A 25814-nucleotide genomic window follows, 5' to 3' on the forward strand; every position below is an offset into this window, starting at 1 on the left:
AATATCCTCCGTTTTTTTATTTTAAAAAATCTAAATTTACTTTTATTTATTTTACCACAACTACAAAAAGAAGTCAAAATTTAAGCAACAATACATTCAATTTTAAATTACAAGTTCCAATCCGTTTTTGTTAAGTTTATATACCTTATCACAAACCTCATTAATATATTTTTTATCGTGAGAAACTGAAATTATTGCTCCTTTATATGATTTTAATAATTTTCTTATTTCCACTGACGAAAAAGGAGATAAATTCCTTGTAGGCTCATCTAAAATTAAAACTTCAGGATTTTCTAAAATCATTTTTAAAAAGTAAATTTTTGCCTTTTGTCCTCCTGAAAGTGATTTTAAATTGTGAAACATCTCATCTGCAGTAAACTTCATTGAACCCAAAAACGTTCTAATCTTAGTAGTTTCTTCCTTTTCGTAAGTCTTACTCAAATAATCTATAATGCTCATATCAACATTCATCTTATCATCATAATTTTGTGGCATATATGCAATCTTTACATTTTTCTTTATATTTTCCAAAATTTTCTTTAAAAGAGTTGTCTTTCCTATTCCATTTTCTCCAATTATACAGATTTTATCTGCACCAAATACCTTTAATTCTATATTTTCACTCAAAATTTTAGAACCAATAATTAGTTTTTCCAAACTCAAATCCAAAATTTCCTTTTTTGAAGAATAATTAACAGTTTCATCAAATTTTACAAAAATAGATTCTTCATAATCAGGAAAATCAAGTAAATTCTCCTTTTCTTTTTCGAGTCTTCTACCAATTGACTTTACAGAATGCATTTTATCTTTAAGGTTTTTTCCAGCATGATCATCTTTTGTACTCCTTATCTCATGTTGCACTCTTTCATAAACTCTCTGATATTTTTTTACTTTCTTATCAAATTCTTCTTTTTGTTTTTTTGCATTTTTTTCCTGTCTTTCAATAGCATTTCCCCTGTTTTCAACATAATTTTCATAATCCAACTTTTCAATTGAAATCTTTGGCTTTTGTTTTCTCATAAGCTGTTCAATATGAATAATTACATTTGCACAATTTTCAATTAAATCCTCATCATGAGAAATGAAAATTATTGGAACATCAATACTATTTATAAAATTCTTAAGCCATTCAATAGAATTTATATCCAAATCATTACTAGGCTCGTCCAATAAAAGACAAGTAGGCTCTTTCATAAGTTCACAAAGTAAAATAAATTTAATTCTTTCTCCACCTGATAATTCAATTATCCTTTGCTTTTCATTTATTAAATTTTCATCAAAATTTAACTCTTTTAATAATTTATAAAATAAATTATAGTCAAAAAATTCCTCTTTAATTTTATTTTCAAGATATTCCTTTGTTGAAAAATCTAAAATCTTTGCTTCCAAAATCTGTGGTAAATATCCAATAACTTCATTTTTCTTATTTATCTCTCCACTTATTTCAGCATACTCTTTTAAGCCCTCATCATCTACTATCGCTTTTAAAATGCTGGATTTTCCGTTTCCCTCTTCTCCAATTATACAAGCTTTCATTCCTCTTTCTAAAGAAAAGCTGAAATCATCAATTACTGTTCTTAAATCTTTCACTAAATATATCGTTAAATTTTTTATACTAAGCATATATCCTCCTAATTTAAGCCACAAAAAAATGGCAACCTACTTATTGCCATTTCAACATTCACTTTACAACTCAAAAAGGAGTCCTAAAAAGAACACAAAAAGGAATGCATAACTAAAATGGCAACAAAAAACTAAGCTCTAAAAAGCTATTAAATTTCTGTCTCATAATAGTTATCTTATTAACATTCCTTCCTCCTGAATTTCTAATTAATTTTTGATATCTCTATATCACTTAAATTCTAACACAAACAAATTAAAGTGTCAAATTTTAATTAAAGTAAATAAGTATTCCTACTATTATAATCAATAAAAGCATTACCAAAAGAATATTTTTTCTTTTTATTCTTTTATCTTCGTATTCATCTGCAGATTTTTCAAAATCTTTAAGTATATCTTTAGGAATTGAAACTCTATTTACTTCTTTTTTTTCTCCGTCTTTATAAATATAATAAAGTTGTTCTCCGTCACTCATTTTATACGAATAGTTTCCAATACTATAACCACTTTCAAAATTAGATGAATTAGAATTTGATGTAGAAATAATACTTTTTTCTGTAAACATCTCCGGCTCTAAAATATCAACCATAGCTTTTTCTTTTTCTAAATCAAAATTATATTTGTCTTTTACATATTTTACAGCTTCTTCTTTTCTATTTTCTCTTATCAGTGCATATAAATCATTATCATATATCCTAGAAATAATCGAATTTTTAAACATATCGGGAAAATCTTCTTTTGATAAACCACGGTTTTTTCCTTCAAAAAATTCCAATGTTTTTGTCATCTTATCAACTGTTTCTTTTGCGTCTTTGAAATCCATATCATATTTATTTTTAACATACTTTACAGCTTCTTCTTTTCTTTTTTGTTTTAATAAATCATATAATTCTTCATCCATCGCTTACTCCAATATAATATGTAGATTTCAATTTTTCTAGTTCGTATGAATTATTTTAGTTTTGACTTATCCCAAGTCAAAAATCCCATTTCTTTAAAATGTCAAACTTTAATTAAAGTAAAAATATATTCCTACTATTAATGCTACCAATACAATTCCCCAAAAGAAATTTTTTGTTCTGGATTCTTTATCTTCATATTCATCTGAAGCTTTTTCTCCAGCTTTTTCAAAATATTTAAGTATTTCACTAGGAATTGCCGTTCTACTTACTTCTCTTTTTTCTCCGTCTTTATATGCATAGTAATGTTGTTTTCCATCAATCATTTCATAAGAATAACTTTCGGTACTATAGCCACTTCCATATTTAGAAAAATTCGTTTTTGACGCAGAAATAATATTTTTCTCTGTAAACATCATAGGAGATTCAACATCTAGACTATCAACTATATTTTTTGATGTCTTTAAGTCAAAATTATATTTATCTCTAATGTACTTTACAGCTTCTATTTTTCTATTTTCTTTTATTAAAAGATATAAATTATCATCAGATATTTCTGATGTGCTAAAATCATTATTTATATTTGTATTGTTATTCATAAGTTCTCCTTCAAAGTAATCAAGCTTTTCAATCAGTCTATCTACTGTATCTTTTGAAGTTTTATAATCCATTTCATATTTATTTCCAACATACTTTATAGCTTCTACTTTTCTTTTTTGTTTTAATAAATCATATAATTCTTCGTCCATTATTTACTCCAATGTAATCTATGTAATTCTCCAAACTTTTCAAGTTCTGAAAAATCTTGTTGTCTTAATGCTTCATATAATATTATTGAAGCTGAATTTGAAAGATTAAGTGAACGAATTTCTCCCCACATAGGAATTCTTACACAATGTTCTTCGTTTTTAACTAAAATTTCTTCTGGAATTCCTTTACTCTCTTTTCCAAACATTATATAGTCATTTGGTGAATAATCTACCTTATCGTAAGTTTTTTTCGCCTTTGTTGTTGCAAAATAAATATTTGCATTCGGATTTTTTTCGTAGAAATCTTCAATGTTTTCATAGACAAAAAGTTTTAATTTATCCCAATAATCAAGTCCTGATCTCTTTACCATTTTATCATCAAGTGAAAAACCTAATGGCTTAATTAAATGTAGTTTAGTGTCTGTTGCTACACAAGTTCTTCCAATAGCTCCAGTATTGAAAGGAATTTCTGGTTCTAATAAAACTATATTAAACAAAATATCTCTCCTTTTTTTCTCTATCTATAAACATAATAAATACACAAATAATAAGCAAAAAAGCACTTAACAAAATAGTTTTTAATCCTAAAATATTGCTAAATTTACTTCCTATAATCGCTCCGATAATAAAACATAATATAATTCCAAAGTACATTAAACTATATTCTAAAAACTTTTTATTTTTTGTGTAAAAATACTCTGCCAAATTATGAGTTCCACCTCTTAAATTCCCGATACACATTGTTGTAGAAAAATCTATTCCACATACTTTTTTAAAACTTTGAACTTGTATTCCACAAGCGAAAGATGTCATTACATTTGCTGTTTCATTCATATTTTCAGGAATAAAAGCCACACAAATAAGTAAAAATATCTCAAAAATAACGGCATTTTGTCGCCAATGTAATTTATAATCTCCCTTTTTTCTAAATAAATCAGCTAAAAAAATTCCAAGAGTAAAAAATGATATTGGAAAAACATATTTCAAACACATTGCCCAATTTCCTTGAGAAGCGTGAACTCCAAGTAATAACATATTTCCGGTTTGAGCATTTGCAAAAACCTGCCCTCTTAAGAGATATGAATATGCATCCATAAGTCCACCACTTAATGCTAAAAATATTGCAAGTTCAATAGATTCGGACATTTGCATTGCCTTTTTCATATACAAAACTCCTTATTAAATCTTCACAAGATAGTATAAACCAAAAATCTCCATTTTACAAGTTTTACAGTATAATATTTTTACAAAAAAGATTAGACTTTCGTCTAATCTCAATTATTTTGACAAATCTTTTGTAATTCTGTAAATGTATCAAATAATTTATTTTCATTTACAAGAATATTTATTACATCACCATTTATTATTACAGTTTCACCATTTGGAATTATTTCTTCAACACCTCTATCGATATTTGTAATTAACATTCCCTTTGGAAATTCTACTTCCTTTATTTTTTTATTTTCAATTTCACTTCCAAGCTCGACAACAATACTCATAGTCATTTTTTCTCCACATTTTGAAGTAGAAATATGTTCTTTTTCCATTAATCTCTCTAGTAAATATTCGTAAATTGGTAGAGATTTTAGATAATTTGGTATTGTATAAGTAATTAGACAAACAATTGAAAGTGGCAATAGATATGAAAGATTTCCTGTCATTTCAAAGATTAGAATTATTGAAGTTATAGGCGCTCTAACAATCGCTGTTAAATATCCTGCCATTCCAAGAATAATAAAACTATTTATATAAATTGGATCTATGATTTTTCCAAAAATTGTTCCGATTGTAGCTCCTAAAACTAATATTGGAAAGAAAATTCCACCTGGAACTCCTGAACTAAAACAAATTATTGAGAATAGTAATTTTACTATAAAAAGTAAAATCAACATATAAATTGAAAAATCAACAGTTTGTAATTCTTTCATCAAGAAACCGCCACCACCTAATAAATTAGGCATAAAAGCTAATATAAATAAAGGTAGAACAAAATATGGAATAAGTTTAAACTCTTGTTTTAATTTAATTCTATCTTGAACTTTCATAAAAAATTCCATCAAAAATATATAGAAAACTCCTAAAAGTGATAATACCACTGCAAATAAAATTAAAGTCCAGTAATTTACTAATGGCAATTTTTCAGACAAATTAAAATTAAAGACAGTTTCTGTTCCATATAGTATTTTTGAAACTAAATCCGCAGTTATTGTAGAAGCCATACAAACTACTAAAAGTTTTTTACTAATATGCCTATGTACTTCTTCAACTGCAAATAAAATTCCTGCAACAGGTGCATTAAATGCAGCAGTAAGTCCTGCACTTGCTCCACAAGTTATCAAAAACTTTTCAATAGTTTTATTTTTCTTTAGTTTTCTTGAAACTAATTTTCCACTCATTGCTCCAATTTGTATTGAGGGACCTTCACGACCAACAGAAAAACCAGATAGAGCAGTTAAGCCTCCTCCAACAATTTTTGCAAATAAAAGTTTTTCTGGATTTGGATTGATATAACCTTTTATTTCTGCCTCAACTTGGGGTATTCCAGATCCCCCACAAAACTTTGACATCTTCTTTAATTTTGAAACTAAAAAAGAAATGAAAATAAGCGCAACAAAAAGTAGTGGATAAATATATAAATGCTCTCTACTATAATTAATTATTGCTGCTAAAATTCCTTCTATTCCGTGGATTATGTAACGATATAAACTTGAAAAACTACCAGCTACTATCCCTACTAAAACACCATAAAAAAGTAATTTTAAATCCTCATCTCTTTGAGTATTAGTAATATTTTCTAAATTTTTCATAAAAACTCCTAAAAATTAATATCTTATAATTATTTTATCACAAAAATTATAATAAAAAAAGTTTTGATTATAATCAAAACTTTATTTAAAAATCTCTTCTAATTCAGTATTTGTAATTTCTCGATATTCTCCAAGTTCAAGTTTTTCATCCAAACTTAGATTTCCAATACTAACTCTTTTTAGCTCTATAACTTCATTTCCAACATATTCTAACATTCTTTTTACTTGATGGAATTTTCCTTCAGAAATTGTAAGGTAAATTTCTCTTTTTGAAATTTCTTCAACCTTTGCATTTTCAGTTGTAAAATCTTCTTTTTCAAAATATATTCCGTTTTCGAGACTTTCTATTTGATTTGATGAAATATCATCTCTTAAAGTAACTAAATATTTTTTATTTACTTTTTTCTTAGGATTTGTAACATTGTATGAAAATTTTCCATCATTTGTTAAAATCAAAAATCCAGTTGTATCTATATCAAGTCTGCCAACAGGAAATAATTCCATGTTAGAGTATGGAAATTCTAATAATTCTAAAACTGTAGGAAGTTTTGGATCAAATGTTGCACTAATATAGTCCTTAGGTTTATTCAACATGAGATAAGTAAATTCCTTATATATTACTATTTCATCATCAAATAAAATTTCGTCTTTATCAATATCAACCTGTGTATTTGGACTTTTTTCAAACTTTCCATTTAGCTTAACTCTACAAGTTTTTAAAAACTTTTTTATTTCACTTCTTGAGCCAATTCCCATATGGCAAAGAAATCTATCAATTCTAATTTTCATTTTATCTAGTGATTAACTTATTGCTATCTGAAATATTCTTATATTTTAAAGCATATCTTTCAAATATACCATTAACAAATGCTTCTCTTATTTCATGATATAAAGAAACTTCTAAATTAAATTCATTGAAATATTGTTTGTGTATATCATTATAAAGAACAAATTCTAATTCATTTTCTTCTTCTCTAGCTACACTTATTGAAACATCACATGGAAGTCCATCAAGTAATATATCCATTAATAATTCATAAGCATCCTTTAAAGATGAAACTTCTTGTTCTGGGAAAGTTTTTCCATATTCAAAAGCAACTTTTTTTATTTCTTCAAGTGAAATTCCTTTATCTAAAAGAGTTTTTACAATATATGCAAATCTTATTTCAACATTTGAAACAGCTATATGTAACCAGCCATGAATATTACTTTGGTCTATTACTTCTTCTAAATCTTTAGAATATAAGCCTGGAAATAGACTTTCAACCTCTTCCCTTTCTTCTTTATTTAAAAACTTTTCTTCTAATTTAAAAGTTAATTCTTGTGCGATTAAAATTTTATCATACATCCAAAAATGTATTGGTGCTAAAAATGCGCTCATTATTTTTTTCTCCTTCTACCATCACTATTTATTGACAATAATAATACTGCCAATATTATTAAACCACAACCTATAACTTTAAAAATTGTCATAGATTCGTTAAGGAATATTATACCCAAAATTACACTTGTAATTGGTTCAAATGTGCATAATATTGAAGCTGTTGTTGCTCCACAGTATTTAACTCCAAGTTGTAAAAATGCATTACCAAAAATTGAAGTTAAAAATGATATTAAAATTGTAAGTATCCAAGCCATTGGTGTAAGTGCAAAAGTAAGTTGTCCCATTACTTTTCCTAATGCATAAAGACCAACTATGTTGAATAAACTTATATAGAGAGTACATTTAAATGGATCCATATGTTTAAATCCACTTTTATCTAAATATACTAGGAATAAACTGTAAGTTACACCTGATAATGCAGCTAAAAATATACCTAAAGCACTTCCTCCTGTAACTTCATCAACTAACAATACAATACCTATCATTGAAAAAATAAGAGCAGCCATCTTTTTAAAAGTAACTTGTTCTTTAAAAAATAAGATACAAATAAAATAAACTACACAAGGATAGATAAAATGTATAGTAGTTGCCATTCCAACAGAAATATAATTATATGATGCATAAAGTGCTGTTGTAGTAATTCCAATTCCTAAAAATGAAAGTGCTATAAAATGAAGAAATTCCCTTTTTGTTATCTTCATAGGAGTTTGGTTTTTTCTCATTCCCGCATATAAAAATGGCAATCCCAATAAAGCCCTTAAAAAAGTTAAGGTAATAGCATTATTTCCTCCGTCATAAGTAAGCTTTGCAAGTATTGGCGTAAAACCGAAAACAAAAGCAGAAATAATTGTATAAATAATACCTTTTATAAAATTCATAATTTCCTCCTATTTTTATTATTTTAAAAGAATTCTTCCAATTCTATTTCATCATTTTTATTCCATCTAATCATCAATTCACTATGCTCATCATTTAGATATAAATCAAGAATTTTATCTATGCTATAGCTCTTTCCTTCAGCTTTTTTAAAATCTTCAATATCCATCCAAAAGAGTTTTCCCTCAACATTATCTTCTATTAATTTTCCTGAAAAATCTTCTGTATAATATAAAAAACCTAGTTCTCTTGTATCATTACTCTCAGCGACCCATGTAACAGTTCCCTTTAATTTTAAATTTTTAACTTTTAATCCAGTTTCTTCAAAAACTTCTCTAACACATGAATCATATAGAACTTCACCATCTTCAACATGTCCACCAACAAAAGTAAGTCCTTCCCAACCATGTTTTTTTACTTTATCTAAAACTAAAATTTTATCTTTTTCTCTATCGTAAATCATACACATATTTACTAAAACTGTTTCCATAAATCCTCCGAATTTTTTGGCAAATAATTTTCCTTATATTATTATACCATTTAAGCCATTGAATTTTCAATACAAAACTTTATCGAATTATCTAAATTCTAGTAAAATGAGAAGATAAAAATTATACTTTGTCTTTGCTCTGAATTTATTGTAGATACACATAGAAATTATATTTTTTATTTCTTTCAGAAATACTATTGCTTGTTTACAAGCAATAGTTGAGATCTCTCCACTCCGTTTCGCTTGGCTCAACTCCGGTCGAGATGACGTGTTTAGGGGTACTTCTTTTCTAATTGCTATGACGTGAACTATTTTGTTTTATAGCCTATATTTTTAAATAAGTTATTATATTTTTTTATTATGCTTTTTCTACTACATTTATACAAATAATTTGAAGTATATTTGCTTTTAACGTCTGGCTCTTAAACAAAGGTACTTCCTTTATACGTCATCTCGACCAATGCGAATCTAGCCCTAACTTTGTTTACTTGTAAACAAAAGTAGGTCTGACGCAAAGATTGTTCAAATCTTTGATTTGAGTACAATCGACTGTGGAGATCTCATACTTTTGCTTTAGCAAAAGTAAATGTATCGTAGATACATTGAGTGCCCGCTACACAATAAAAAAATCCGATAATTTATCGGATTTTTAATACATTGTTTAAATTATGGTAAAACTGTTTCAACTACTTCAAAAATTGTTTTGATAAGTCTTACAGTTCTACTTAATAGTCCAGCTTTGGAATAGTCTTCTTTAGCTACTAAGTCAACTGTAGCGATTACTTCATTAGAGTTTTTAATTAGAATTTCTCCAACTTTATCACCTTTTTTCAAAGGTAATTTCACTTCTCCAACATTTACTTCAGTTGTATAGTTAATACCCTTCATTGAAACTCTTTCAAGATCTTCTTTAGGTACTAATTCTACATAACCATTACTTGCAGATTTCACATCTACTTTTTTAGTAAATTTTTCTATATCTATAAGTTTTCTAGTTTCTATATTTTGTTTCGCATAGTTAAGCATATCTTTCATATATTGTGCTCTATCTGCTTTAGTTTTAGCTCCCATTAGAACAGAAATAATTCTAAATTCACTTTCACCTTTTTTGATTTTCATTGTAGAAACTAAACAGTATCCAGCTTCGTCAGTATGTCCAGTTTTTAAACCGTCAACTCCTTCAACTTCTCCAACTAGAGGAATTGTACTCTCTTTTTTAAAATTTCTTGAAGGTTGTTCTAAAACCGTTGTTTTTGCATATTCTAAAACTTCTGGATATTTTTCTATAATAGTTTTTGAAAGTGTAAAAATATCTCTTGTTGACATTTTATTGTCTTGGCCATTTTTTGTAAGTCCTGAAGCATTTGTAAAAGTTGCATTTTTAAGTCCAAGTTCACTTGCCTTATCATTCATCATTGTTACAAATTTACTTTCAGTTTCTCCAACTAATTCAGCAAGTGCAACCGCTGCATCATTACCTGAAACAATCATAAGACCGTCAAGTAAATCTTTAACGCTAATTTCTTCTCCTGCTTTTAAATCCAAACTGGATCCTTCTTCTGAACTTGCAGTTACTGATACTTTAACTTTATCTTCTAATTTAAATTTACCTTCAGCAATCTTTTCTTTTACTAAAAAGAAAGTCATTAATTTTGAAATACTTGCTATTGGTAGCGCTTCATCTATATTTTCAGCAATAAATAAAGCTCCTGAGTTAGCATCTCCAATTAAAGATGCTGTTGTTTTTTTTTCAATTCCGAAAATTGCATAGGACTTTGCTGTTCCCACAAAACAAATCGAAAATATTAATGCTAAGCTAAGTAGCGTTTTTCTTAAATTCATAATATCCACCTACTTTCTTATTTCATCTAATCCCATATATTTTCTTAAAACATGTGGAATTTCAATACTTCCGTCTTCTCTTTGATAATTTTCTAAAACAGCTGCAAAAGTTCTTCCAACTGCTAAGCCTGATCCATTCAATGTATGAACAAATTTAACTTTTCCATCTTCATCTCTAAATCTTATATTAGCACGTCTAGCTTGGAAGTCTTCAAAATTTGAACAAGAAGAAATTTCAACATATCTTCCATAACTTGGCATCCAAACTTCTATATCATAAGTCTTTGCACTTGAAAAACCAATATCGCCAGTACATAAACAAACAACTCTATAAGGAATTTCTAAAAGTTTTAAAATTTCTTCAGCATCATTTGTAAGTTTTTCTAATTCATCATAACTATTTTCAGGATTTACAAATTTAACCATTTCAACCTTGTCAAATTGGTGATTTCTTATCAAACCTCTTGTATCTCTACCAGCTGATCCAGCTTCTTGTCTAAAACAATAAGTAAAAGCTGTATAATATGTTGGAACTTTTTCAAATTCTAAAATTTCATTTGATAAAAGATTTGTAACAGGTACTTCTGCTGTTGGAGCTAAAAACATATCCTTTGAAGGAACATAGAACATATCTTCTTCAAATTTTGGCAATTGTCCTGTTCCATACATTGAATTTCTATTAATTAAAACTGGAACAGAAACTTCATCATATCCTTGTTCACTATGTAAATCAAGCATGAAGTTTATTAATGCTCTTTCAAGTTTTGCTCCCTTGCCTTTAAAAACTGAAAATCTTGAACCAGAGATTTTTACTGCTCTTTCAAAATCTAATATGTCTAAATCAACACCTAAATCCCAATGCGCTTTAACTTCAAAATCGAATTTTTTAGGTTCTAAAAACTTTCTGATTTCTACATTGTCTTCATCACTTTTTCCAATAGGAATTTCTTTGTTTGGTGTGTTTGGAATACTTAAAAGTTCTTTTCTAATTTCTTCATCTAAGTCTTTTACTTTTACATCAAGTTCTTTAATTTCATCAGAAAGTAATTTCATTTCTTTAAATAGTTCGGAAACATCTACTCCTTCTTTTTTTAATTTTGGAACTTGTTTTGAAACCTCGTTTTGTCTAGCTTTTTTATTTTCAACTTCAAAGATTATTTCTCTTCTTTTTTCGTCAAATTCAATAACTTTGTCAAGATTATAATTTCCAAATCTTGAATTTAAACTTTCAATAACTTCCTCTTTATTTGCTCTAATTCTCTTAATATCTAACATAATTAAACCTCTTTCTCTTCAAACTCTACAGCTGGGTTTTGTGTGGAATATCCCTTTTTTTCAAGTCTATCTTCTATACTTTCCTTAAGTGTTGTATAAATTACAACAAATACTGGAACGGAAAGTAAAAATCCAATAACGCCAAATAAACTACCACCAAGTACAAGTGCAAATATAACCCAAAACGAGCTTATTCCTAAACTTTTACCAGAAACTCTTGGAGATATTACATTTGCATCCAACATTGCAACTACTAAAACTATAAATATAAACCATAAAACAGTATTAATTGTTGAAGTGAAAAGTAATACTACAACTATTGGAATAGCCCCAAGATAGCATCCAAACCAAGGTATAAGATTTGTAAAACCAAGTATGAATGCAAATAGAAGAGCATAATCAATCTTCATAAACATTAAAATTATATAGAATATAACTCCAACTATTATAGCTCCTATTCCTTTTGCTAATATATATGATCTTAATGTAGAGTCAAATCTTTTTATAAGTTTAAAAGTAACTTTATTTGCTTTATCTGGAAATACTGCTATCATAAACTTTTTAGAAATTCTTGAAAAGTTTTCTTTATCATATAGTAAATATCCAGATATAATTATAGCTAAAATAATATTTAAAAACAATGACACTACTCTAGTTGCAAAAGTTGCAACCCAAGGAATCATTTGTGTTAAAACAGTTGTTGAATATGTTGCAAATTCAGTTAATTTTCCACTTATAAAAGCTCTAATCTCTGAACTTAATTCAATATTTTGCAACATATATTTAGCATTTTCTACTCCCAAATCAATGAAAGCAGGAGTTCTCTCTACAAACATTTGAATATTTGAGTAAAACTGTGGAATTATATATCTTAAAAGTAAAATTATAAAAGCAAAAAATATAAAATATGTAATCAACATAGAAAGAGTTCTTATAGTTTTATTTTTCATTTTTTTGAAAATTTCTAATTTCAAAAAACAGTTTTCAAAAAATTTTACGAAGAAGTTTAGAATATAAGCAATAGCTCCCCCTAAAATAAACGGCATCAATACATATTTTATATTAGTAGTATATGAAATTATTGATTTCATATTTGAAAATATAAAATAACAAAGTATTGAAATTGTAAATATTAAAACACCAGTTATTACATTTACTGTATTTTTTTGTTCCCAATTAAATTTCATAACTACCTCCTATAATTTAATATTTTTGCTAATTTTTTCTCTTAAATCAAAAGGTGGAAAAACAAAAAACTTGAAATTTCCCCTTATTCTACTTGCTACTCTAGAATCATAGCATTCAGCTAAGTCGTATTCTGAAAGATTTGAACTTATAACTGTATTTAATCCTTTTTCAATTCTATAATCCAAAAGTGAGCTTAAAAAACTGTTATTGTTTTTATTCGATATTTCATTTCCAAGATCATCAAGTACTAGAAAATCAACATTTCTTACAAAATCTATTCTATCTTGTAATTCTTTTTTATCTCTATAAAAACTATAACTATAATTTGCCATAAGTTCAAAAAACTCAGTTGCAGTTATAAAACAAGCTCTTTTTCCCCTATCCAACATGTAATTTACCATTGCTGAAGAAAAATATGTCTTTCCTGCACCACTTTTTCCAAAAAAGAATAGTCCATAGTCTTTATTTTTGAACTCATCACAATAATCTTTTGAAAAATTTATAAGTTTTTCAATATATTCTCTAGAATTTACTAGTCTATTAGCATGCTCGAAATTACCTTCAAAAAGTGAAAAATCAAAATTTTCAAAATTTTGCTCTCTTTTCTTATTTGAAAAGCCACTTTCTAAAACTCTATCTTCAACTAAGTCATGCATTATACAACTGCAAACAGTCCCATTAAAATATCCTGTATCTTTACATTTTTCGCAAACAAAATAATTACTTAGATAATTTTTTGAAAAGCCGTTTTTTAAAAGCAATTCATCAATATTATTTTGCAGTTTTTCAAATTCTTTTAAATCCCCTGAACAGTCAGTATTCGACAACTTAGATTTCATAATTTTAGTTGCTAATTTATCTCTATTTAATATTAAATTTTCAAAATTTTCAATAGAAGAATAAACTTCTTCTCTTCTTCTCTCTTTTATTTTCTCTCTAATTAACGGTCTTTTTCCAAGACTTTTTAAAACTAATTCATCTAAATTCATAATTAATACCTATCAAGTAATTCTGATGTTGCCGAATTGTTATTTTTAAGTTTTTCTATTTTTTCGTCATCTGTTAAGATATGTTCTTTTTCAATATACTTTTTAGTATTTTTGCTATATCTTTTTATTTTATTTTTATCTTTGTTTTCAAAATAATTTTGTAAATCTTCAACCGTTGAAATATTATTATCTCTCTTCCAAGCTCTTAAAATTCCTATAACATATTTTGCAGACATACTTTTTCCAGTACTATTTGCATATTCATAAGCCTTGTAAACTAAGTCCATACCATGACCAGTTTCCTCTATATGTGCCATAATTTCTGATATTTCATGAGGTTTTAAAGTTAAACCTGTTATCTGTTCTATTTTATTATAATATTCCTTATTATCTATCAACGGTTTTTCTTTTTCTTTTACTTCTACATTGTTATCATAGATTCCACCTGCATAAAGAGCAAAATTATTAACAAATTCAATTCTTTCAACTTTTCCATTTTCATCTAAAGAAAAATCTAAAAGTTCGTTGTTTTTCCAGTATTTAAGCGCATTAATAACTTGAACTTCGGAAAATCTAAGTTCCTTTGCTATACATTCCATTGTCAATTCGCTCTTATATGAGCCAAAAAGTCTTTTATATAAAAATAAATAAACTTTTAAAGAAATCTCATCTACGATTGGCAAGTAATTATCTAAAAACATATTCTCAATAGGAGTTACTCCGGGCTGAATTATTGACTTTTTAAAACTTATTTCCACTCCTATCCCACCTTTCTAAAAATCTTAATCTATCTAATTTCATCGTGAAAATTTTGGAATAAATTATATTATTTTTTTCTTCAAAATATTCCTTAGTTTCTTTATATCTTTTTAATTTTTGCATTCTTTGAACTTCAAAATCTCCTAGAAACTCACTTATTTTCTCAAATCCAATTTTTTCATATAATTTTATTGCTCTTTGATTAAAAGCATTTACATTAAGCCAAATAGAATATTTATCAAAATTTTCAAAATAGTATTCTAAAAATAGTCTAAGTGATTTAAACCCGTATCCTTTAGAACAGTATTTTTCATCTAAAGACAAAGACAATTCATAATTGCTATTTAAAAAACTAATCCTACTAATTCCAATATATCCAATCATAATTTCATTTAAAAATACTGCAAAATAATAATTCTTTTTTGACTTAATTTTCTTTTCCCATTTCTTTATTTCAGACTCTTTCAAAAAACAAAGATTATAATCTGTGAGCAAAATATCATCATATGCAGAAAAATTCTTAAAGTTTTTTAAATCATTTTTTTCAAATTTTTTAATTTTAATATCATCATCTTCAATTAAAAAATTATCCATTGAAAAGCTCCTTATCCATATTAGTTTCAAGGTCGATAAATCTTGTACACTCTTTGATAAAGTTTAGTTCAACACTTCCTGTTTCACCATTTCTATGCTTTGCAATAATCAATTCAATTTGATTTTTTACTTCAGCTTCTTCATTTTGATAATCTTCTCTATAAAGCAATATTACAACGTCAGCATCTTGTTCGATAGCTCCTGATTCTCTAAGGTCACTTAGTTTTGGCTTTCTACCACTCTTTTCACTATCACGAGATAACTGACTTAACGCTAAAATAGGAACATCCAACTCTTTTGCTAGAGCCTTTAAATTTCTTGAAATAGTTGAAATTTCTTGTTGTCTATTTTCATTTCTTCCTTCAGAAGTCATAAGTTGCAAGTAGTCTATCATTATAAAGTCAAGACCACCTTCAGCTTTAAGTCTTCTACATTTACTTCTAAGCTCAGTTATAGAAATTCCTGCTGTATCATCAATATAAATAGATTTTTCAGCTATAATAGAACTCGCTTGAAAAATATCTTCCCATTCATCTATATCTCCACTTATCAAATTTTTTAAATTTATAAGCGAAAGAGAACTTAACATTCTTTGTGCTAATTGAGCTTTACTCATTTCCAAAGAGAAAATAGCAACTCTATGATCATTTCTTGCTGCATTTAAAGCAATATTTACAGCTAAAGCAGTTTTTCCTACAGACGGTCTTGCTGCAAGTAAAATCAAATCTTTTCTTTGCATCCCAAGTAATATCCTATCTAAGTCTCTAAAACCTGTAGGAATACCTGTTAATGAACCTTTGTTTTTACTTCTTTCATCAAGTATATTTATAAGTTCTTCAAGTGTATCTTTAACATGAGTCAGTCCAGATCTATTTTCATTTTGAGATAAATCAAAAATTTGTTCTTCAATAGATTTTAAAACATCTCCATAGTCCTCATTTTTATATGCTCTATTCTTAATATTATCAATTATAAAAAGTAAATTTCTAGTATCTGACTTATCCTTAACTATTTTACAATAGCTTTCAATATTTGATGAAAAAGCTACTGTATTAACAATTTCAACAACTCCTCCAATACCATTATTTGATTCTGTATCAAAGCCCATTTGTTCCATTTTATTTACTACTGTTAAAGGATCTACACTATTATTTTCTCTTGATAATTCCAAGATTGCACTAAATATATCTTTATGCCAACCTAAAAAGAAATCTTTTCTCTTTAATTTTTCAAAAACAAATTCTCTTTTAGTTTGATCTGTAATCATTATCGACAAGACGCATTTTTCAGCTTCTAAGTCGTAAATATCATGCATAAATTACTCCTTTTCAATAGAAACCTTAACAGTTGCTACAATTTCTGGATAAACTCTTACTGGCACTGTCAAAGTACAAAGTGATTTTATATTTTCCTTTAATTCTATTTTTCTTTTATCAATTTCAATATTATGTTGTTTTTTCAAAGCATCACTAATATCTTGAGAAGTTATTGAACCGAATAGTTTATCTCCATTTCCAGTTTTAGTTTTAATAACAACTTCTAACTTTTCTAAAACATCTTTTAATTCTTTTGCATTTTTTATATTTTCAGCTTCAATTCTCTTTAATTCTGCTTGTTCTTGTTCCCAAATTTCAAGATTTTCCTTAGTAGCTTCTTTAGCTAAACCATTTGGAATTAAGAAGTTTCTTGCATATCCTGTCTTAGCATTAACAAGTTCTCCCGCTTTTCCAAAGTTCTTTACATCTTTAATTAAAATTACTTTCATCTATATTTTCCTCCAATAAATAGTCATCAATTGCTTTTTTCAATTTTTCAATTGCTTCATCCATTGTACAATTAAGTCTTGCACCTGCAGAAGTGTAATGTCCACCTCCACCAATTTTTTCTAGTATTAATTGTACTGAGATTTTACCTAAACTTCTTCCACTAATATGGATTTGTCCTGAAACAATTGTCAAAACAAAACTACATTCTATATCTAAAACTCCAAGTAAATCATCTGCAGCTTGTGCAGCAATTAACATGGATTCATCAATTTCTTCTGGAAAAACTCCTATACCTATAAAATTTCTATATGAAATTGCATTAGATAATACATTTGATTTTAACTTAATTGTATTGAAATTATCCTTGAAAAGATGTTTAACAGCAATACTATCAGCTCCAAAACGTTTCAAGAATGACGCCATTTCAAATGTTCTTGCTCCTGTTTGATAGTAGAAATTCTTTGTATCAACTGTAATTCCTGCAATTAATGCCTCTGCTATCAATTTATCCAAATTAGCTTTTTCAAACATATAGTATATTATTTCTGTTACAAGCTCACAAGCTGATGACGCATATGGTTCAAGATAAGTAAGCATTGCATTTTCAACAAAATCTTTACCTATTCTATGATGATCTATTACTACAATTTTTGAAGTAACATCTAATAGATATGGAGCTTCTGTTGAAAGTTTTCTAGAATTATCAACTAGAATTACAACACTTGTATCCTTACAAATATCATAAGCTTTTTCAGGAGAAATCATCCTATTTATATACTCAGGTTCTCCAACTCTTATCCTATCATATATATTTTTTATTGTAACTGGAACATCTTCTAAAACCATATAACAATCTTTTTGTAACTCTTTACAGATTGCCATAACTCCAAGACCAGCACCAAAACAGTCCATATCTGGATTTTTATGTCCCATTACAAAAACTTCTGAAGCCTCTCTAATTATAGTTTCAAGGGCTTGAGAAATAACTCTGGCTTTAACTTTATTTCTTTCAACACCTTTACTGTTCTTTCCACCAAAAAATTCTAAATCTTCTCCGTTTTTAAATACAATTTGAGCTCCACCACGTCCTAATGCCATATCAAGAGCAGTTTGAGCTTCTTTATATTTTTCAAAAGGATTATTTCCACTAAGACCAACACCAATACTCAAAGTTGGCACTATATTTCTAGATATCTCTATTTTTTTCAATTTTTCAATAATTCTAAATTTATCAACTTTAATCTTTTTTAAAATTGAATTTGACGTTATTACAATATACTTACCAGTATCATATTTTCTAATAAGCGCACCATAGTTTACAAAATAGCTTATAATAATTTTATCCATTTCTGCAAGTAGTATTGTTTTAAAATCATCCTCTATACTGCTACGAACGTCTTCATAATTGTCTATATAAACTAACATAGTATTTAGAGCATCATCTTCATATTTTTCTTGAAGTTTTGAAAACTCTAAATTGTCTATCAAATAGATAACAGTGTTAACATCGCCATTATCTTTATCTTTTACAACATTATAATAAACTACAAAATTAAATTTATTAGTTACCCAATTAACTTTTCCAGAACCTGATTTTAAGGCTTCTGAAATATCGAAATTTGAAATTTCTGAATTAATATCAATTCCAATAATATCATCTCCTGAAAAAAGTTCAGAAAATTCTGGACTATACCATTTTACTCTGCCTTTATTATTAAGAACAGCAACAGGAAATGGCATTTTATACACCACTTCACTCGCTATATTATCAAGTGAATCTCTATACTTCTTTACATCTTCTTCGTATTCTACATTTTTTGCCTTTACATAGTATAAAACTAAAACTAAGGTAATAAAAGTTAGTAAAAAAGATATTAAACCAAAAACAAATTGAAAATAAAGTACAAATGCCGAGATTAAAGTCATAAACAAAAATACAATATAAAAATCTGAAAATTTAATTATTTTCTTTCCCATTTCACACCTCTCCTAATAGTACACACAATACCGTATATAAAATATAATAAATATAAGAAAGTAAAAAATATTGAAATAAAAGTAATTAGATTTGACAAAAAAGTACTAATTCTAGACTTCAAAAATGTATTAAATTTTATAAAGCCTTGAATTACCATAATTTCAACAATCATCATCATTATATTATATATAATCAAAAAAACTTGATATTTTTCTTCAAAATCAAAGATGCTTGCAATAAAAATCACTATTGAAATAATCGTAATAAATGATAGATATTTAGAACTATATGCTATAACATAATCGTCTGAATCTCTATTTAACTTGTAAATCCTTTTTGATAAAAACGAATACCCTAATGCACAAAAAACATATGACATTCCAAATGAAACTGCAGGGTAAATTTTCTTCATTGCTTCAATAAAAGATTCTACACTACCTATACTTAAAACTTCTTTATAGGATTTAAAATTTTCTAAAAATTCTCCCAAATATTTTACAAAAGCTTCGTATGAATTAGCATTTAATTCTAAAAGTATAAAATCACTTACCAGAAGCATTGCCATAGCAACCGCACTTCCAAGCATAATTTTATATCCATCTACACCATTATCAAGTCCTTTAATCATAATAAAAGAAATAATTACGGGAATGAATGCGGTAAAACTTCCTAAAATCATTAAAGCAAAAATCGAATACATTCCAACTGATAGAAGGTATATTCTGAAATTTGATTTTTTATACAAAATTACCATTGGTACAAAACTTAATAAATTTATAATAGGAAATATTACAATTACCATACTTAAAAAATAATATATTACAAATTTTCTATCTTCCATAACAAACCTCTATTTCTACTATATCTTTAAATGAATTTCTATTCATTAATTATCTTACAAACAATACTGTTTTTAATAAACAATATAACCTTTTTACAAATGCATAAAGTTACTAATATTATACCATATTTGAAGTTATAAATAAATGAGTTGTAAATTTAATTTTGACAAAGAAAAACAGCAAATCAATTTGAATTGCTGTTTTAAAATTTAAAAAATTTCAACAAATAAAATATCTTCTTTGTTTAATTCTAAACTTTTTTCAATTTTTCCATTTTTAAAATAATACGCTCCACCAACGCTTATTGGCTCGTCTTTTGTTACTGAATTTACTAAAAGCACATTTTCCGATGCTAATTTAGATTGACTTGCATAATCATATTGTTCAGTATTTTCCCATTCATCCTTTGTAAAATTACAATAAACAGGCCAAAGCAAAATTCCATTTATTTCAAACTTTTCAGGGCAAATCCACATATCTCCACATAGAGCAATTTTAAATTCTCTATTTTTGTAAATAAATGTATCTGAAATATCTCCTTCACAATAATGTTCATCTGTAATTGAATATTCTTTCCAATTTTTAGTAATTCTTCTATAATTATGAATTATTTTCCCCTTTTCAATCACTACAAAAGAAGAAAATATCTTTTCTTTTTCTCTTTCAATATAACCAATACCTAGATCAATTTTATATTTTTTACTAAGATTTTTTAATTTTTCCGTTACTACAGAATCCTGTGTAATTGCAATATCTTTATCTATTTCATAATTCCAAGAAAGAGAGTCGAAGCCTTGTAAAAATGTTTCTCCAAACAAAAGTAAATCAGCTTTTTCTTTAGAAGAAATAATTGCCTTTTCAATTTGTTCAATATTAAATTCAATTTTCCCGTTTTTAAATTCGTAAGAAACTAGTCCTATTTTCATAATATCTCCATTAAAATATTTTTGACATCATATATTCATCAACATATTTCCCATCCACATACATTGTTTTTTTCTTTTTTCCCTCAATAGAAAATCCACTTTTTTCATAAAGTCTTATAGCGCCTTTATTTTCACATACTACAGTTAATTCTAATCTTACAATTTTATTTTGTAATGCCCAATCATCTAGCATTTGAAATAATTTTGTTCCTAGCTTTCTATTACAAAAATTTTTTTGAATTCCAATTACTATATAAGCAGTATGTCTGATTCTTCTAAAAACTCCTCTTTGAGCAGTTAAAAATCCTACTATTTTTTCATCATCAATCACGCCCAAAACTAGATTGTTTTCATCTTTTAAATTTTTTGATATTCTTTCCTCGTTCCAAACTCTTTCGTCAGGTTCAAACATCATAAAATTAGTTTCGCTATCAATAATTTTTAGACAATCATAAAATTTCCTAGCATCTGTATATATTAATTTTCTAATTACCATAAATTCCTCCATTTTTAAAATTTCATTTAATATAAATATTTTATCATAAAATTAGAGTTTACCAAAATTTATTTTTTGTAATTTTTTGCTTTTGTAGTGTAATCAAATTGCAAAGATTATACATTTTTCGCATTTAAAACTCGCATCTGACTGATAGGAATTAAACACATAGAAAGACTTAAAACAACTGCTGAAATTTTTTCTTCATATAATCCTCCAATATATTTTTTGATATATCAATTTTTAATATCATTTAAAATGATATTATATACTATTATTTTTAGTCAAATATTTTAAAAGAAATTTTTGTTCATTTTACTTTCTATTGAATAATAAAAAGAGTGAGTTGAAAATCAACCCACTCAACATTTGTCAAAGAACCAACAATATAATGCTTGCAAATAGCAGAAAAAACCAGCATTTTTATGAAGTTGCTGGTTTTGTTTATATAATTTTTATAAAGAAGTAATAAAAGTTAAACCGCCTAATATCACTCCCGCTGCATTAGGAATTATGAGAATCCAGTCTTTTTTAGGTTCTTTTGTCCAACCATAGGTTACCCAAATTAAACAAGAAACTGCTGCGAATAGTGGTTGGAATGGTTGAGCTTTTTCTCCTTGTAAGTTAGCGATAATTTGTGGAATATATGCAACAAAGACAAGGATTCCAATAAAAGCTCCAATAGATCCGACAAATTGATTAATTTTTTGTTTAGACATATAATACCTCCTAATGCTTTATTATATCAAAAGGAAAAGATACTGTCAATAATTATGTGTAAACACTCAAGTAGAGTTACGGAGTGTTGATCAAATAAGCTTTCAAGTGTGTCAGAACATTGGTCAAATCCTTTATGGATTCGTTGACTTTAATTGAAATTATAATCTTCAAATAAAGTAACTAAGTAATGTTCCAAAGCCTCCTCGTTACGAAAAAGAACCTTCTTTTTCGTTTGACGTTTGATTTCTTTGTTAAGAGACACAATAAGATTTGTCGAATAAATGCTGTGCCAATTATATTAGTAATATAAAACTATAAAAAATCATAAAAAGAGTGGGTTGAAAATCAACTCACTCCAACATTTGGCAAAGAACCTAATTAACAATCATAAAATTCTTTAGCATCTTTATATATTAATTTTCTAATTTCCATAAATTTCTCTATTTTTTAAGTTTCATTTAATATAAATATTATATCCTATAACTAGAGTTTACCAAAATTTATTTTTTGTAATTTTTTTGTTTTTGTAGTATAATCAAATTACAAAGATTATACATTAGAATAATTTAATTAATATAAATCTTTGTGAATTTAGTTCAAGGAGGCAATATGAAAAGTATAAAAATTGATGAATTTAAAAACTTTAAATTTTTAGGTAATTTACATTTAAGTAAAGATGAAAAAAATCTATTCTATACTGTTTCTAATATGAATTTAGAAAAGAATTCTTATGAACACAGAATTTATAAAATGGATTTAGAAACTAAAAATACAATTGTTTTTACTAATGGCGCTAAGGAAAGTTCTTTTATCGAGCTTTTAGACGGTTCTATTCTTTTTGCCAGTGATAGAGAAGACAAAAAAGAAGATTCAGAAGTAACTAAATTTTATAAAATTTCTTCTTTCGGTGGCGAAGCTGTTTTAGACTTTACTATTCCTGCTTTAGTAAATGCAATAAAACAAATTAATGAAGATGAATTTTTAGTTTTAGCTAATTTCAACAGGACAAAGGAATTAGAAAAAATAGAAAAAGAAGCTAAAAAAGATGAAAACAAAGAAAAATTATATGATGATTCTAAGGATTATCTAGTTGCTACTGAAATTCCTTTCTGGGGAAATAATGTAGGTTTTACAAACGAAAACAGAAGCAGACTTTATCTTTTCAACAAAAAAACTTCTGAATTTATTCCATTAAGTGATGATATTACTGATAATTATTGTCTTCAATTAAATGAAGATAAAACAAAAGCAGTTTTTATTGCAAACTCTTATGTTGGAAAAATGCCACTTGTAACTGAAGTTAGAATTTTAGATATTAAAACTAAGGCTGTTGAAGTTTTAGCAAAAGACTATTCTTTTGAATATGTAAACTTCATTGACTCAAGAAATATTATAACTATAGCAACAGATATGAAAGAATATGGATTAAATGAAAATTTAAATATCTATATTATAAATATCGAAAGTAAGTCCTTTGAAAAGATAGTAAATGATAATTTTGATATGTGTATGCATAATTCCGTTGGAACTGATATTAGATTAACTGGTGGAAAGAGTATTCTTGTTAAAAATGGTTTTATGTACTTTACAAATACAGAAGTAAATAGTGCATATCTTTATAAGATTGATAAAGATGGAAATCTTGAAAGATTAAATGAAAAATCTGGATCTATTGAATGTTTTGACGTTTCAAAAGACGGAAAAATTTATGCAGTAGCTTTAAAAGATTCTAATTTACAAGATATATATGAAATAAGTATAGAATCAGAAAATAGAATTTCATTCCATAACGATACATCAGATTATACTCTTTCAGAAGTTGAAGAAATTAATTTTACTAATGATGGAATTGGTTTTATCGGATATGTTATGAAACCTACAGACTATGACCCAGATAAAAAATATCCAGGTGTTCTTCATGTGCATGGAGGTCCTAAAACTGTTTTTGGAAAAGTATTCCATCACGAAATGCAATTTCTAGCAAATAATGGATATTTTGTATTCTTTACTAACCCAAGAGGATCAGATGGTAGAGGAAAAGAATTCGCTGATATTCGTGGAAAATATGGTGAAATAGATTTTGACGACTTAATGAAATTTACAGATGCTGTTATTAAAAAATACCCTGCACTTGACGAAGAAAGTCTTGCAATTATGGGTGGAAGTTACGGTGGTTTCATGACTAACTGGGCAATTGGACATACAAATAGATTTAAAGCTGCTTGTTCTCAACGTTCAATAGCGAATATGACTACAGAATTCTTACTTACAGATATCGGATATTATTTCATTGATGATCAAATTTCTACAACTCCATGGAATAATTATGATAAAATGTGGTATCATTCTCCATTAAAATATGCGAATAAAGCTAAAACACCAACACTTTTCATACATTCTGATGAAGATTATAGATGTTGGGTTCCTGAAGGAATTCAAATGTTCTCTGCATTAAAATATCATGACGTACCAGCAAGACTTGTTATGTTCAAAGGTGAAAATCATGAATTATCTAGAAGTGGTAAGCCAATGCATAGAATAAGAAGATTAAAAGAAATATTTGATTGGTTTGAAAATTATTTAAAATAATTTATAAATTAAAAAGAGGAGATTCTATTTTGAATCTCCTCTTTTTTTAAGTCCAATTTTTTTCAAATTCTCAACAGAAATTGTCTTCATTTTATAGTCAAATTCTGTTGTTGTATCAAAATATTCTTCATTTGTTAAAGGATCATAAACTAAAACTGTTTTAATTCCCCTTTTCTTTGCAGTCTTTAAAGGAGCTTGTGTATCATCAAAGAAAATAATGTCATCAACTTCTTCATTATGCTTTTTAATGGCCCAATCATAATATCTTACATCATCTTTTAAATATCCACAATCGTCACAAGTTTGAATATAGTCAAAATACTTTATAAGTCCTGTTCTTTCAAGACAATTTCTACAAAGTCCAATATTTGTAGCAGTATTTAAAGAAATCTTATATCCCTTTTCTTTTAAATAATCTAATGCTTCAATTACATTTTCTTTTGGTTCATAGATATCATCATAACCTTCTTTTACATATTTTAAATTCTTTGCATAAATTTCATCTGCTGTTAAATCAAGATTGTAATATTCTTTTATAGCAATTCCTCTTGCATAAAGTTTTTTTCCTTTGAAAATCTCTTTTAATTCATCAGTTTCTTCTAAATTCATATCTTTAAGAAAATATGAACAACTTCCAAACCATCCCCCAATGGAATCAATCAATGTGCCATCCATATCGAACATTATACACTTCATAGTTTCCCTCCTTTAAAAAAATTTAAAAATTCTTATATTTATTTTAGCATATTTTTATTAACTTCTCAATTATTGGGTAATAAATTGACTAATAAATAACTATTTTTTAATCTTGAAAAATTTTTTAACAATTTTTTAAAAAAAGTGTTGACATTAAATTTTTGTTATGCTATAATTTAGCAACAATATTAAATAACACTTATCCAGAGAGGCGGAGGGACTGGCCCTGTGAAGCCCAGCAACCTGTTTTATAATAAGGTGCTAATTCCAGCGAATTATTCGGAAGATAAGAAATTTTCAGAATCTCTTATCAGAGATTTTTTTTATAC

Annotated in this window: 25 protein-coding genes, 1 pseudogene and 1 riboswitch; of the genes and pseudogenes, 1 reads left to right on the plus strand and 25 read right to left on the minus strand. The window is 26.9% G+C overall.

What is annotated here, in order from left to right; translation table 11 throughout:
• Positions 1 to 102 precede the first annotated feature (102 nt).
• The 24 genes and pseudogenes from ACLGL0_RS04915 to ACLGL0_RS05030 form a co-directional block, all read right to left on the minus strand.
• Positions 103 to 1623, minus strand: coding sequence for an ATP-binding cassette domain-containing protein (locus ACLGL0_RS04915; protein ID WP_411013849.1), 1521 nt, complete (start codon positions 1621 to 1623; stop codon positions 103 to 105).
• A 268-nt stretch (positions 1624 to 1891) separates the two neighbouring features.
• The gene (locus ACLGL0_RS04920) at positions 1892 to 2521 is read right to left on the minus strand and encodes a hypothetical protein (RefSeq protein ID WP_411013850.1); all 630 of its coding nucleotides are present in this window, start codon (positions 2519 to 2521) and stop codon (positions 1892 to 1894) included.
• Positions 2522 to 2629: 108 nt separating this feature from the next.
• Positions 2630 to 3268 (minus strand): hypothetical protein, encoded by a 639-nt coding sequence (locus tag ACLGL0_RS04925; RefSeq protein WP_411013851.1) that lies wholly within the window; start codon positions 3266 to 3268, stop codon positions 2630 to 2632.
• Positions 3268 to 3765: a tRNA (uridine(34)/cytosine(34)/5-carboxymethylaminomethyluridine(34)-2'-O)-methyltransferase TrmL gene (gene trmL / locus ACLGL0_RS04930; RefSeq protein ID WP_411013852.1), complete on the minus strand. Its 498-nt coding sequence runs from the start codon at positions 3763 to 3765 to the stop codon at positions 3268 to 3270. The genes ACLGL0_RS04925 and trmL overlap by 1 nt, the downstream gene beginning before the upstream one ends.
• Complete coding sequence (locus ACLGL0_RS04935) at positions 3758 to 4432, minus strand: YoaK family protein (RefSeq protein WP_411013853.1); 675 nt, start codon at positions 4430 to 4432, stop codon at positions 3758 to 3760. Before ACLGL0_RS04935 ends, trmL begins: the two co-directional genes overlap by 8 nt.
• Before the next feature lie 110 nt (positions 4433 to 4542).
• Positions 4543 to 6075, minus strand: a complete 1533-nt coding sequence (locus tag ACLGL0_RS04940; protein WP_411013854.1) for a ClC family H(+)/Cl(-) exchange transporter — start codon at positions 6073 to 6075, stop codon at positions 4543 to 4545.
• An 81-nt stretch (positions 6076 to 6156) separates the two neighbouring features.
• Positions 6157 to 6864, minus strand: a complete 708-nt coding sequence (locus tag ACLGL0_RS04945; protein WP_411013855.1) for a pseudouridine synthase — start codon at positions 6862 to 6864, stop codon at positions 6157 to 6159.
• A 1-nt stretch (position 6865) separates the two neighbouring features.
• Positions 6866 to 7456 (minus strand): hypothetical protein, encoded by a 591-nt coding sequence (locus tag ACLGL0_RS04950; RefSeq protein ID WP_411013856.1) that lies wholly within the window; start codon positions 7454 to 7456, stop codon positions 6866 to 6868.
• Positions 7456 to 8337, minus strand: coding sequence for a DMT family transporter (locus ACLGL0_RS04955; RefSeq protein WP_411013857.1), 882 nt, complete (start codon positions 8335 to 8337; stop codon positions 7456 to 7458). Before ACLGL0_RS04955 ends, ACLGL0_RS04950 begins: the two co-directional genes overlap by 1 nt.
• A 23-nt stretch (positions 8338 to 8360) precedes the next feature.
• The gene (locus ACLGL0_RS04960; protein ID WP_411013858.1) at positions 8361 to 8825 is read right to left on the minus strand and encodes an 8-oxo-dGTP diphosphatase; all 465 of its coding nucleotides are present in this window, start codon (positions 8823 to 8825) and stop codon (positions 8361 to 8363) included.
• A gap of 666 nt (positions 8826 to 9491) precedes the next feature.
• Positions 9492 to 10667, minus strand: coding sequence for a D-alanyl-D-alanine carboxypeptidase family protein (locus ACLGL0_RS04965; protein ID WP_411013859.1), 1176 nt, complete (start codon positions 10665 to 10667; stop codon positions 9492 to 9494).
• A 9-nt stretch (positions 10668 to 10676) separates the two neighbouring features.
• Positions 10677 to 11942: a serine--tRNA ligase gene (serS, locus tag ACLGL0_RS04970; protein ID WP_411013860.1), complete on the minus strand. Its 1266-nt coding sequence runs from the start codon at positions 11940 to 11942 to the stop codon at positions 10677 to 10679.
• Positions 11943 to 11944: 2 nt separating this feature from the next.
• Positions 11945 to 13129 carry an AI-2E family transporter gene (locus ACLGL0_RS04975; protein WP_411013861.1) on the minus strand — a complete coding sequence of 395 codons (1185 nt, stop codon included), beginning with the start codon at positions 13127 to 13129 and terminating at the stop codon, positions 11945 to 11947.
• A 9-nt stretch (positions 13130 to 13138) separates the two neighbouring features.
• Positions 13139 to 14119: an ATP-binding protein gene (locus ACLGL0_RS04980; RefSeq protein ID WP_411013862.1), complete on the minus strand. Its 981-nt coding sequence runs from the start codon at positions 14117 to 14119 to the stop codon at positions 13139 to 13141.
• A gap of 2 nt (positions 14120 to 14121) precedes the next feature.
• On the minus strand, positions 14122 to 14877 hold the full coding sequence (locus tag ACLGL0_RS04985) for a DnaD domain-containing protein (RefSeq protein WP_411013863.1): 756 nt from the start codon (positions 14875 to 14877) through the stop codon (positions 14122 to 14124).
• A complete protein-coding gene (locus ACLGL0_RS04990) occupies positions 14861 to 15472 on the minus strand; it encodes a GNAT family N-acetyltransferase (protein ID WP_411013864.1) in 612 nt (203 codons plus the stop codon). The genes ACLGL0_RS04985 and ACLGL0_RS04990 overlap by 17 nt, the downstream gene beginning before the upstream one ends.
• Positions 15465 to 16787 carry a replicative DNA helicase gene (gene dnaB / locus ACLGL0_RS04995; RefSeq protein WP_411013865.1) on the minus strand — a complete coding sequence of 441 codons (1323 nt, stop codon included), beginning with the start codon at positions 16785 to 16787 and terminating at the stop codon, positions 15465 to 15467. Before dnaB ends, ACLGL0_RS04990 begins: the two co-directional genes overlap by 8 nt.
• Before the next feature lie 3 nt (positions 16788 to 16790).
• A complete protein-coding gene (rplI, locus tag ACLGL0_RS05000) occupies positions 16791 to 17237 on the minus strand; it encodes a 50S ribosomal protein L9 (protein WP_314557803.1) in 447 nt (148 codons plus the stop codon).
• Positions 17218 to 19215, minus strand: coding sequence for a DHH family phosphoesterase (locus ACLGL0_RS05005; protein WP_411013866.1), 1998 nt, complete (start codon positions 19213 to 19215; stop codon positions 17218 to 17220). Before ACLGL0_RS05005 ends, rplI begins: the two co-directional genes overlap by 20 nt.
• On the minus strand, positions 19200 to 20057 hold the full coding sequence (locus tag ACLGL0_RS05010) for a DUF2232 domain-containing protein (RefSeq protein ID WP_411013867.1): 858 nt from the start codon (positions 20055 to 20057) through the stop codon (positions 19200 to 19202). Before ACLGL0_RS05010 ends, ACLGL0_RS05005 begins: the two co-directional genes overlap by 16 nt.
• Before the next feature lie 210 nt (positions 20058 to 20267).
• The gene (locus ACLGL0_RS05015; RefSeq protein WP_411013868.1) at positions 20268 to 20984 is read right to left on the minus strand and encodes a carbon-nitrogen hydrolase family protein; all 717 of its coding nucleotides are present in this window, start codon (positions 20982 to 20984) and stop codon (positions 20268 to 20270) included.
• A 10-nt stretch (positions 20985 to 20994) separates the two neighbouring features.
• A complete protein-coding gene (locus tag ACLGL0_RS05020; protein WP_411013869.1) occupies positions 20995 to 21480 on the minus strand; it encodes a GNAT family N-acetyltransferase in 486 nt (161 codons plus the stop codon).
• A 455-nt stretch (positions 21481 to 21935) separates the two neighbouring features.
• Entirely contained in the window at positions 21936 to 22199 is a 264-nt protein-coding gene (locus ACLGL0_RS05025; RefSeq protein ID WP_233056536.1) for a SemiSWEET family transporter, read from the minus strand.
• A gap of 89 nt (positions 22200 to 22288) precedes the next feature.
• A pseudogene (locus ACLGL0_RS05030) lies at positions 22289 to 22492 on the minus strand (transposase); the annotation flags it as partial.
• Between the two features lie 317 nt (positions 22493 to 22809).
• Here ACLGL0_RS05030 and ACLGL0_RS05035 point away from each other — a divergent pair.
• Entirely contained in the window at positions 22810 to 24789 is a 1980-nt protein-coding gene (locus tag ACLGL0_RS05035; protein ID WP_411013870.1) for a S9 family peptidase, read from the plus strand.
• Between the two features lie 24 nt (positions 24790 to 24813).
• Here the strand turns inward: ACLGL0_RS05035 and ACLGL0_RS05040 are convergent, their stop codons facing one another.
• Entirely contained in the window at positions 24814 to 25485 is a 672-nt protein-coding gene (locus ACLGL0_RS05040) for an HAD family hydrolase (RefSeq protein ID WP_411013871.1), read from the minus strand.
• A gap of 196 nt (positions 25486 to 25681) precedes the next feature.
• Positions 25682 to 25778: riboswitch (SAM riboswitch) on the plus strand.
• Positions 25779 to 25814: the final 36 nt, after the last annotated feature.

The sequence above is a fragment of the Parvimonas pharyngis genome, from assembly GCF_046569675.1.
In the GTDB taxonomy this organism is placed as follows: Bacteria; Bacillota; Clostridia; order Tissierellales; family Peptoniphilaceae; genus Parvimonas.

Excerpts from the sequence above, each read along its gene's own strand:
- ACLGL0_RS05010 (WP_411013867.1), bottom strand. The coding sequence starts at position 20,057 with ATGGAAGATAGAAAATTTGTAATATATTATTTTTTAAGTATGGTAATT.
- ACLGL0_RS05035 (WP_411013870.1), top strand. The coding sequence starts at position 22,810 with ATGAAAAGTATAAAAATTGATGAATTTAAAAACTTTAAATTTTTAGGT.
- ACLGL0_RS04990 (WP_411013864.1), bottom strand. The coding sequence starts at position 15,472 with ATGGATAATTTTTTAATTGAAGATGATGATATTAAAATTAAAAAATTT.
- ACLGL0_RS05020 (WP_411013869.1), bottom strand. The coding sequence starts at position 21,480 with ATGGTAATTAGAAAATTAATATATACAGATGCTAGGAAATTTTATGAT.
- ACLGL0_RS04955 (WP_411013857.1), bottom strand. The coding sequence starts at position 8,337 with ATGAATTTTATAAAAGGTATTATTTATACAATTATTTCTGCTTTTGTT.
- ACLGL0_RS04920 (WP_411013850.1), bottom strand. The coding sequence starts at position 2,521 with ATGGATGAAGAATTATATGATTTATTAAAACAAAAAAGAAAAGAAGAA.
- ACLGL0_RS05025 (WP_233056536.1), bottom strand. The coding sequence starts at position 22,199 with ATGTCTAAACAAAAAATTAATCAATTTGTCGGATCTATTGGAGCTTTT.
- ACLGL0_RS04915 (WP_411013849.1), bottom strand. The coding sequence starts at position 1,623 with ATGCTTAGTATAAAAAATTTAACGATATATTTAGTGAAAGATTTAAGA.
- ACLGL0_RS04975 (WP_411013861.1), bottom strand. The coding sequence starts at position 13,129 with ATGAAATTTAATTGGGAACAAAAAAATACAGTAAATGTAATAACTGGT.
- dnaB (WP_411013865.1), bottom strand. The coding sequence starts at position 16,787 with ATGCATGATATTTACGACTTAGAAGCTGAAAAATGCGTCTTGTCGATA.
- ACLGL0_RS05005 (WP_411013866.1), bottom strand. The coding sequence starts at position 19,215 with ATGGGAAAGAAAATAATTAAATTTTCAGATTTTTATATTGTATTTTTG.
- ACLGL0_RS04945 (WP_411013855.1), bottom strand. The coding sequence starts at position 6,864 with ATGAAAATTAGAATTGATAGATTTCTTTGCCATATGGGAATTGGCTCA.
- ACLGL0_RS04980 (WP_411013862.1), bottom strand. The coding sequence starts at position 14,119 with ATGAATTTAGATGAATTAGTTTTAAAAAGTCTTGGAAAAAGACCGTTA.
- serS (WP_411013860.1), bottom strand. The coding sequence starts at position 11,942 with ATGTTAGATATTAAGAGAATTAGAGCAAATAAAGAGGAAGTTATTGAA.
- ACLGL0_RS05015 (WP_411013868.1), bottom strand. The coding sequence starts at position 20,984 with ATGAAAATAGGACTAGTTTCTTACGAATTTAAAAACGGGAAAATTGAA.
- ACLGL0_RS04950 (WP_411013856.1), bottom strand. The coding sequence starts at position 7,456 with ATGAGCGCATTTTTAGCACCAATACATTTTTGGATGTATGATAAAATT.
- ACLGL0_RS04925 (WP_411013851.1), bottom strand. The coding sequence starts at position 3,268 with ATGGACGAAGAATTATATGATTTATTAAAACAAAAAAGAAAAGTAGAA.
- ACLGL0_RS04935 (WP_411013853.1), bottom strand. The coding sequence starts at position 4,432 with ATGAAAAAGGCAATGCAAATGTCCGAATCTATTGAACTTGCAATATTT.
- rplI (WP_314557803.1), bottom strand. The coding sequence starts at position 17,237 with ATGAAAGTAATTTTAATTAAAGATGTAAAGAACTTTGGAAAAGCGGGA.
- ACLGL0_RS04960 (WP_411013858.1), bottom strand. The coding sequence starts at position 8,825 with ATGGAAACAGTTTTAGTAAATATGTGTATGATTTACGATAGAGAAAAA.
- ACLGL0_RS04940 (WP_411013854.1), bottom strand. The coding sequence starts at position 6,075 with ATGAAAAATTTAGAAAATATTACTAATACTCAAAGAGATGAGGATTTA.
- ACLGL0_RS04965 (WP_411013859.1), bottom strand. The coding sequence starts at position 10,667 with ATGAATTTAAGAAAAACGCTACTTAGCTTAGCATTAATATTTTCGATT.
- ACLGL0_RS05040 (WP_411013871.1), bottom strand. The coding sequence starts at position 25,485 with ATGAAGTGTATAATGTTCGATATGGATGGCACATTGATTGATTCCATT.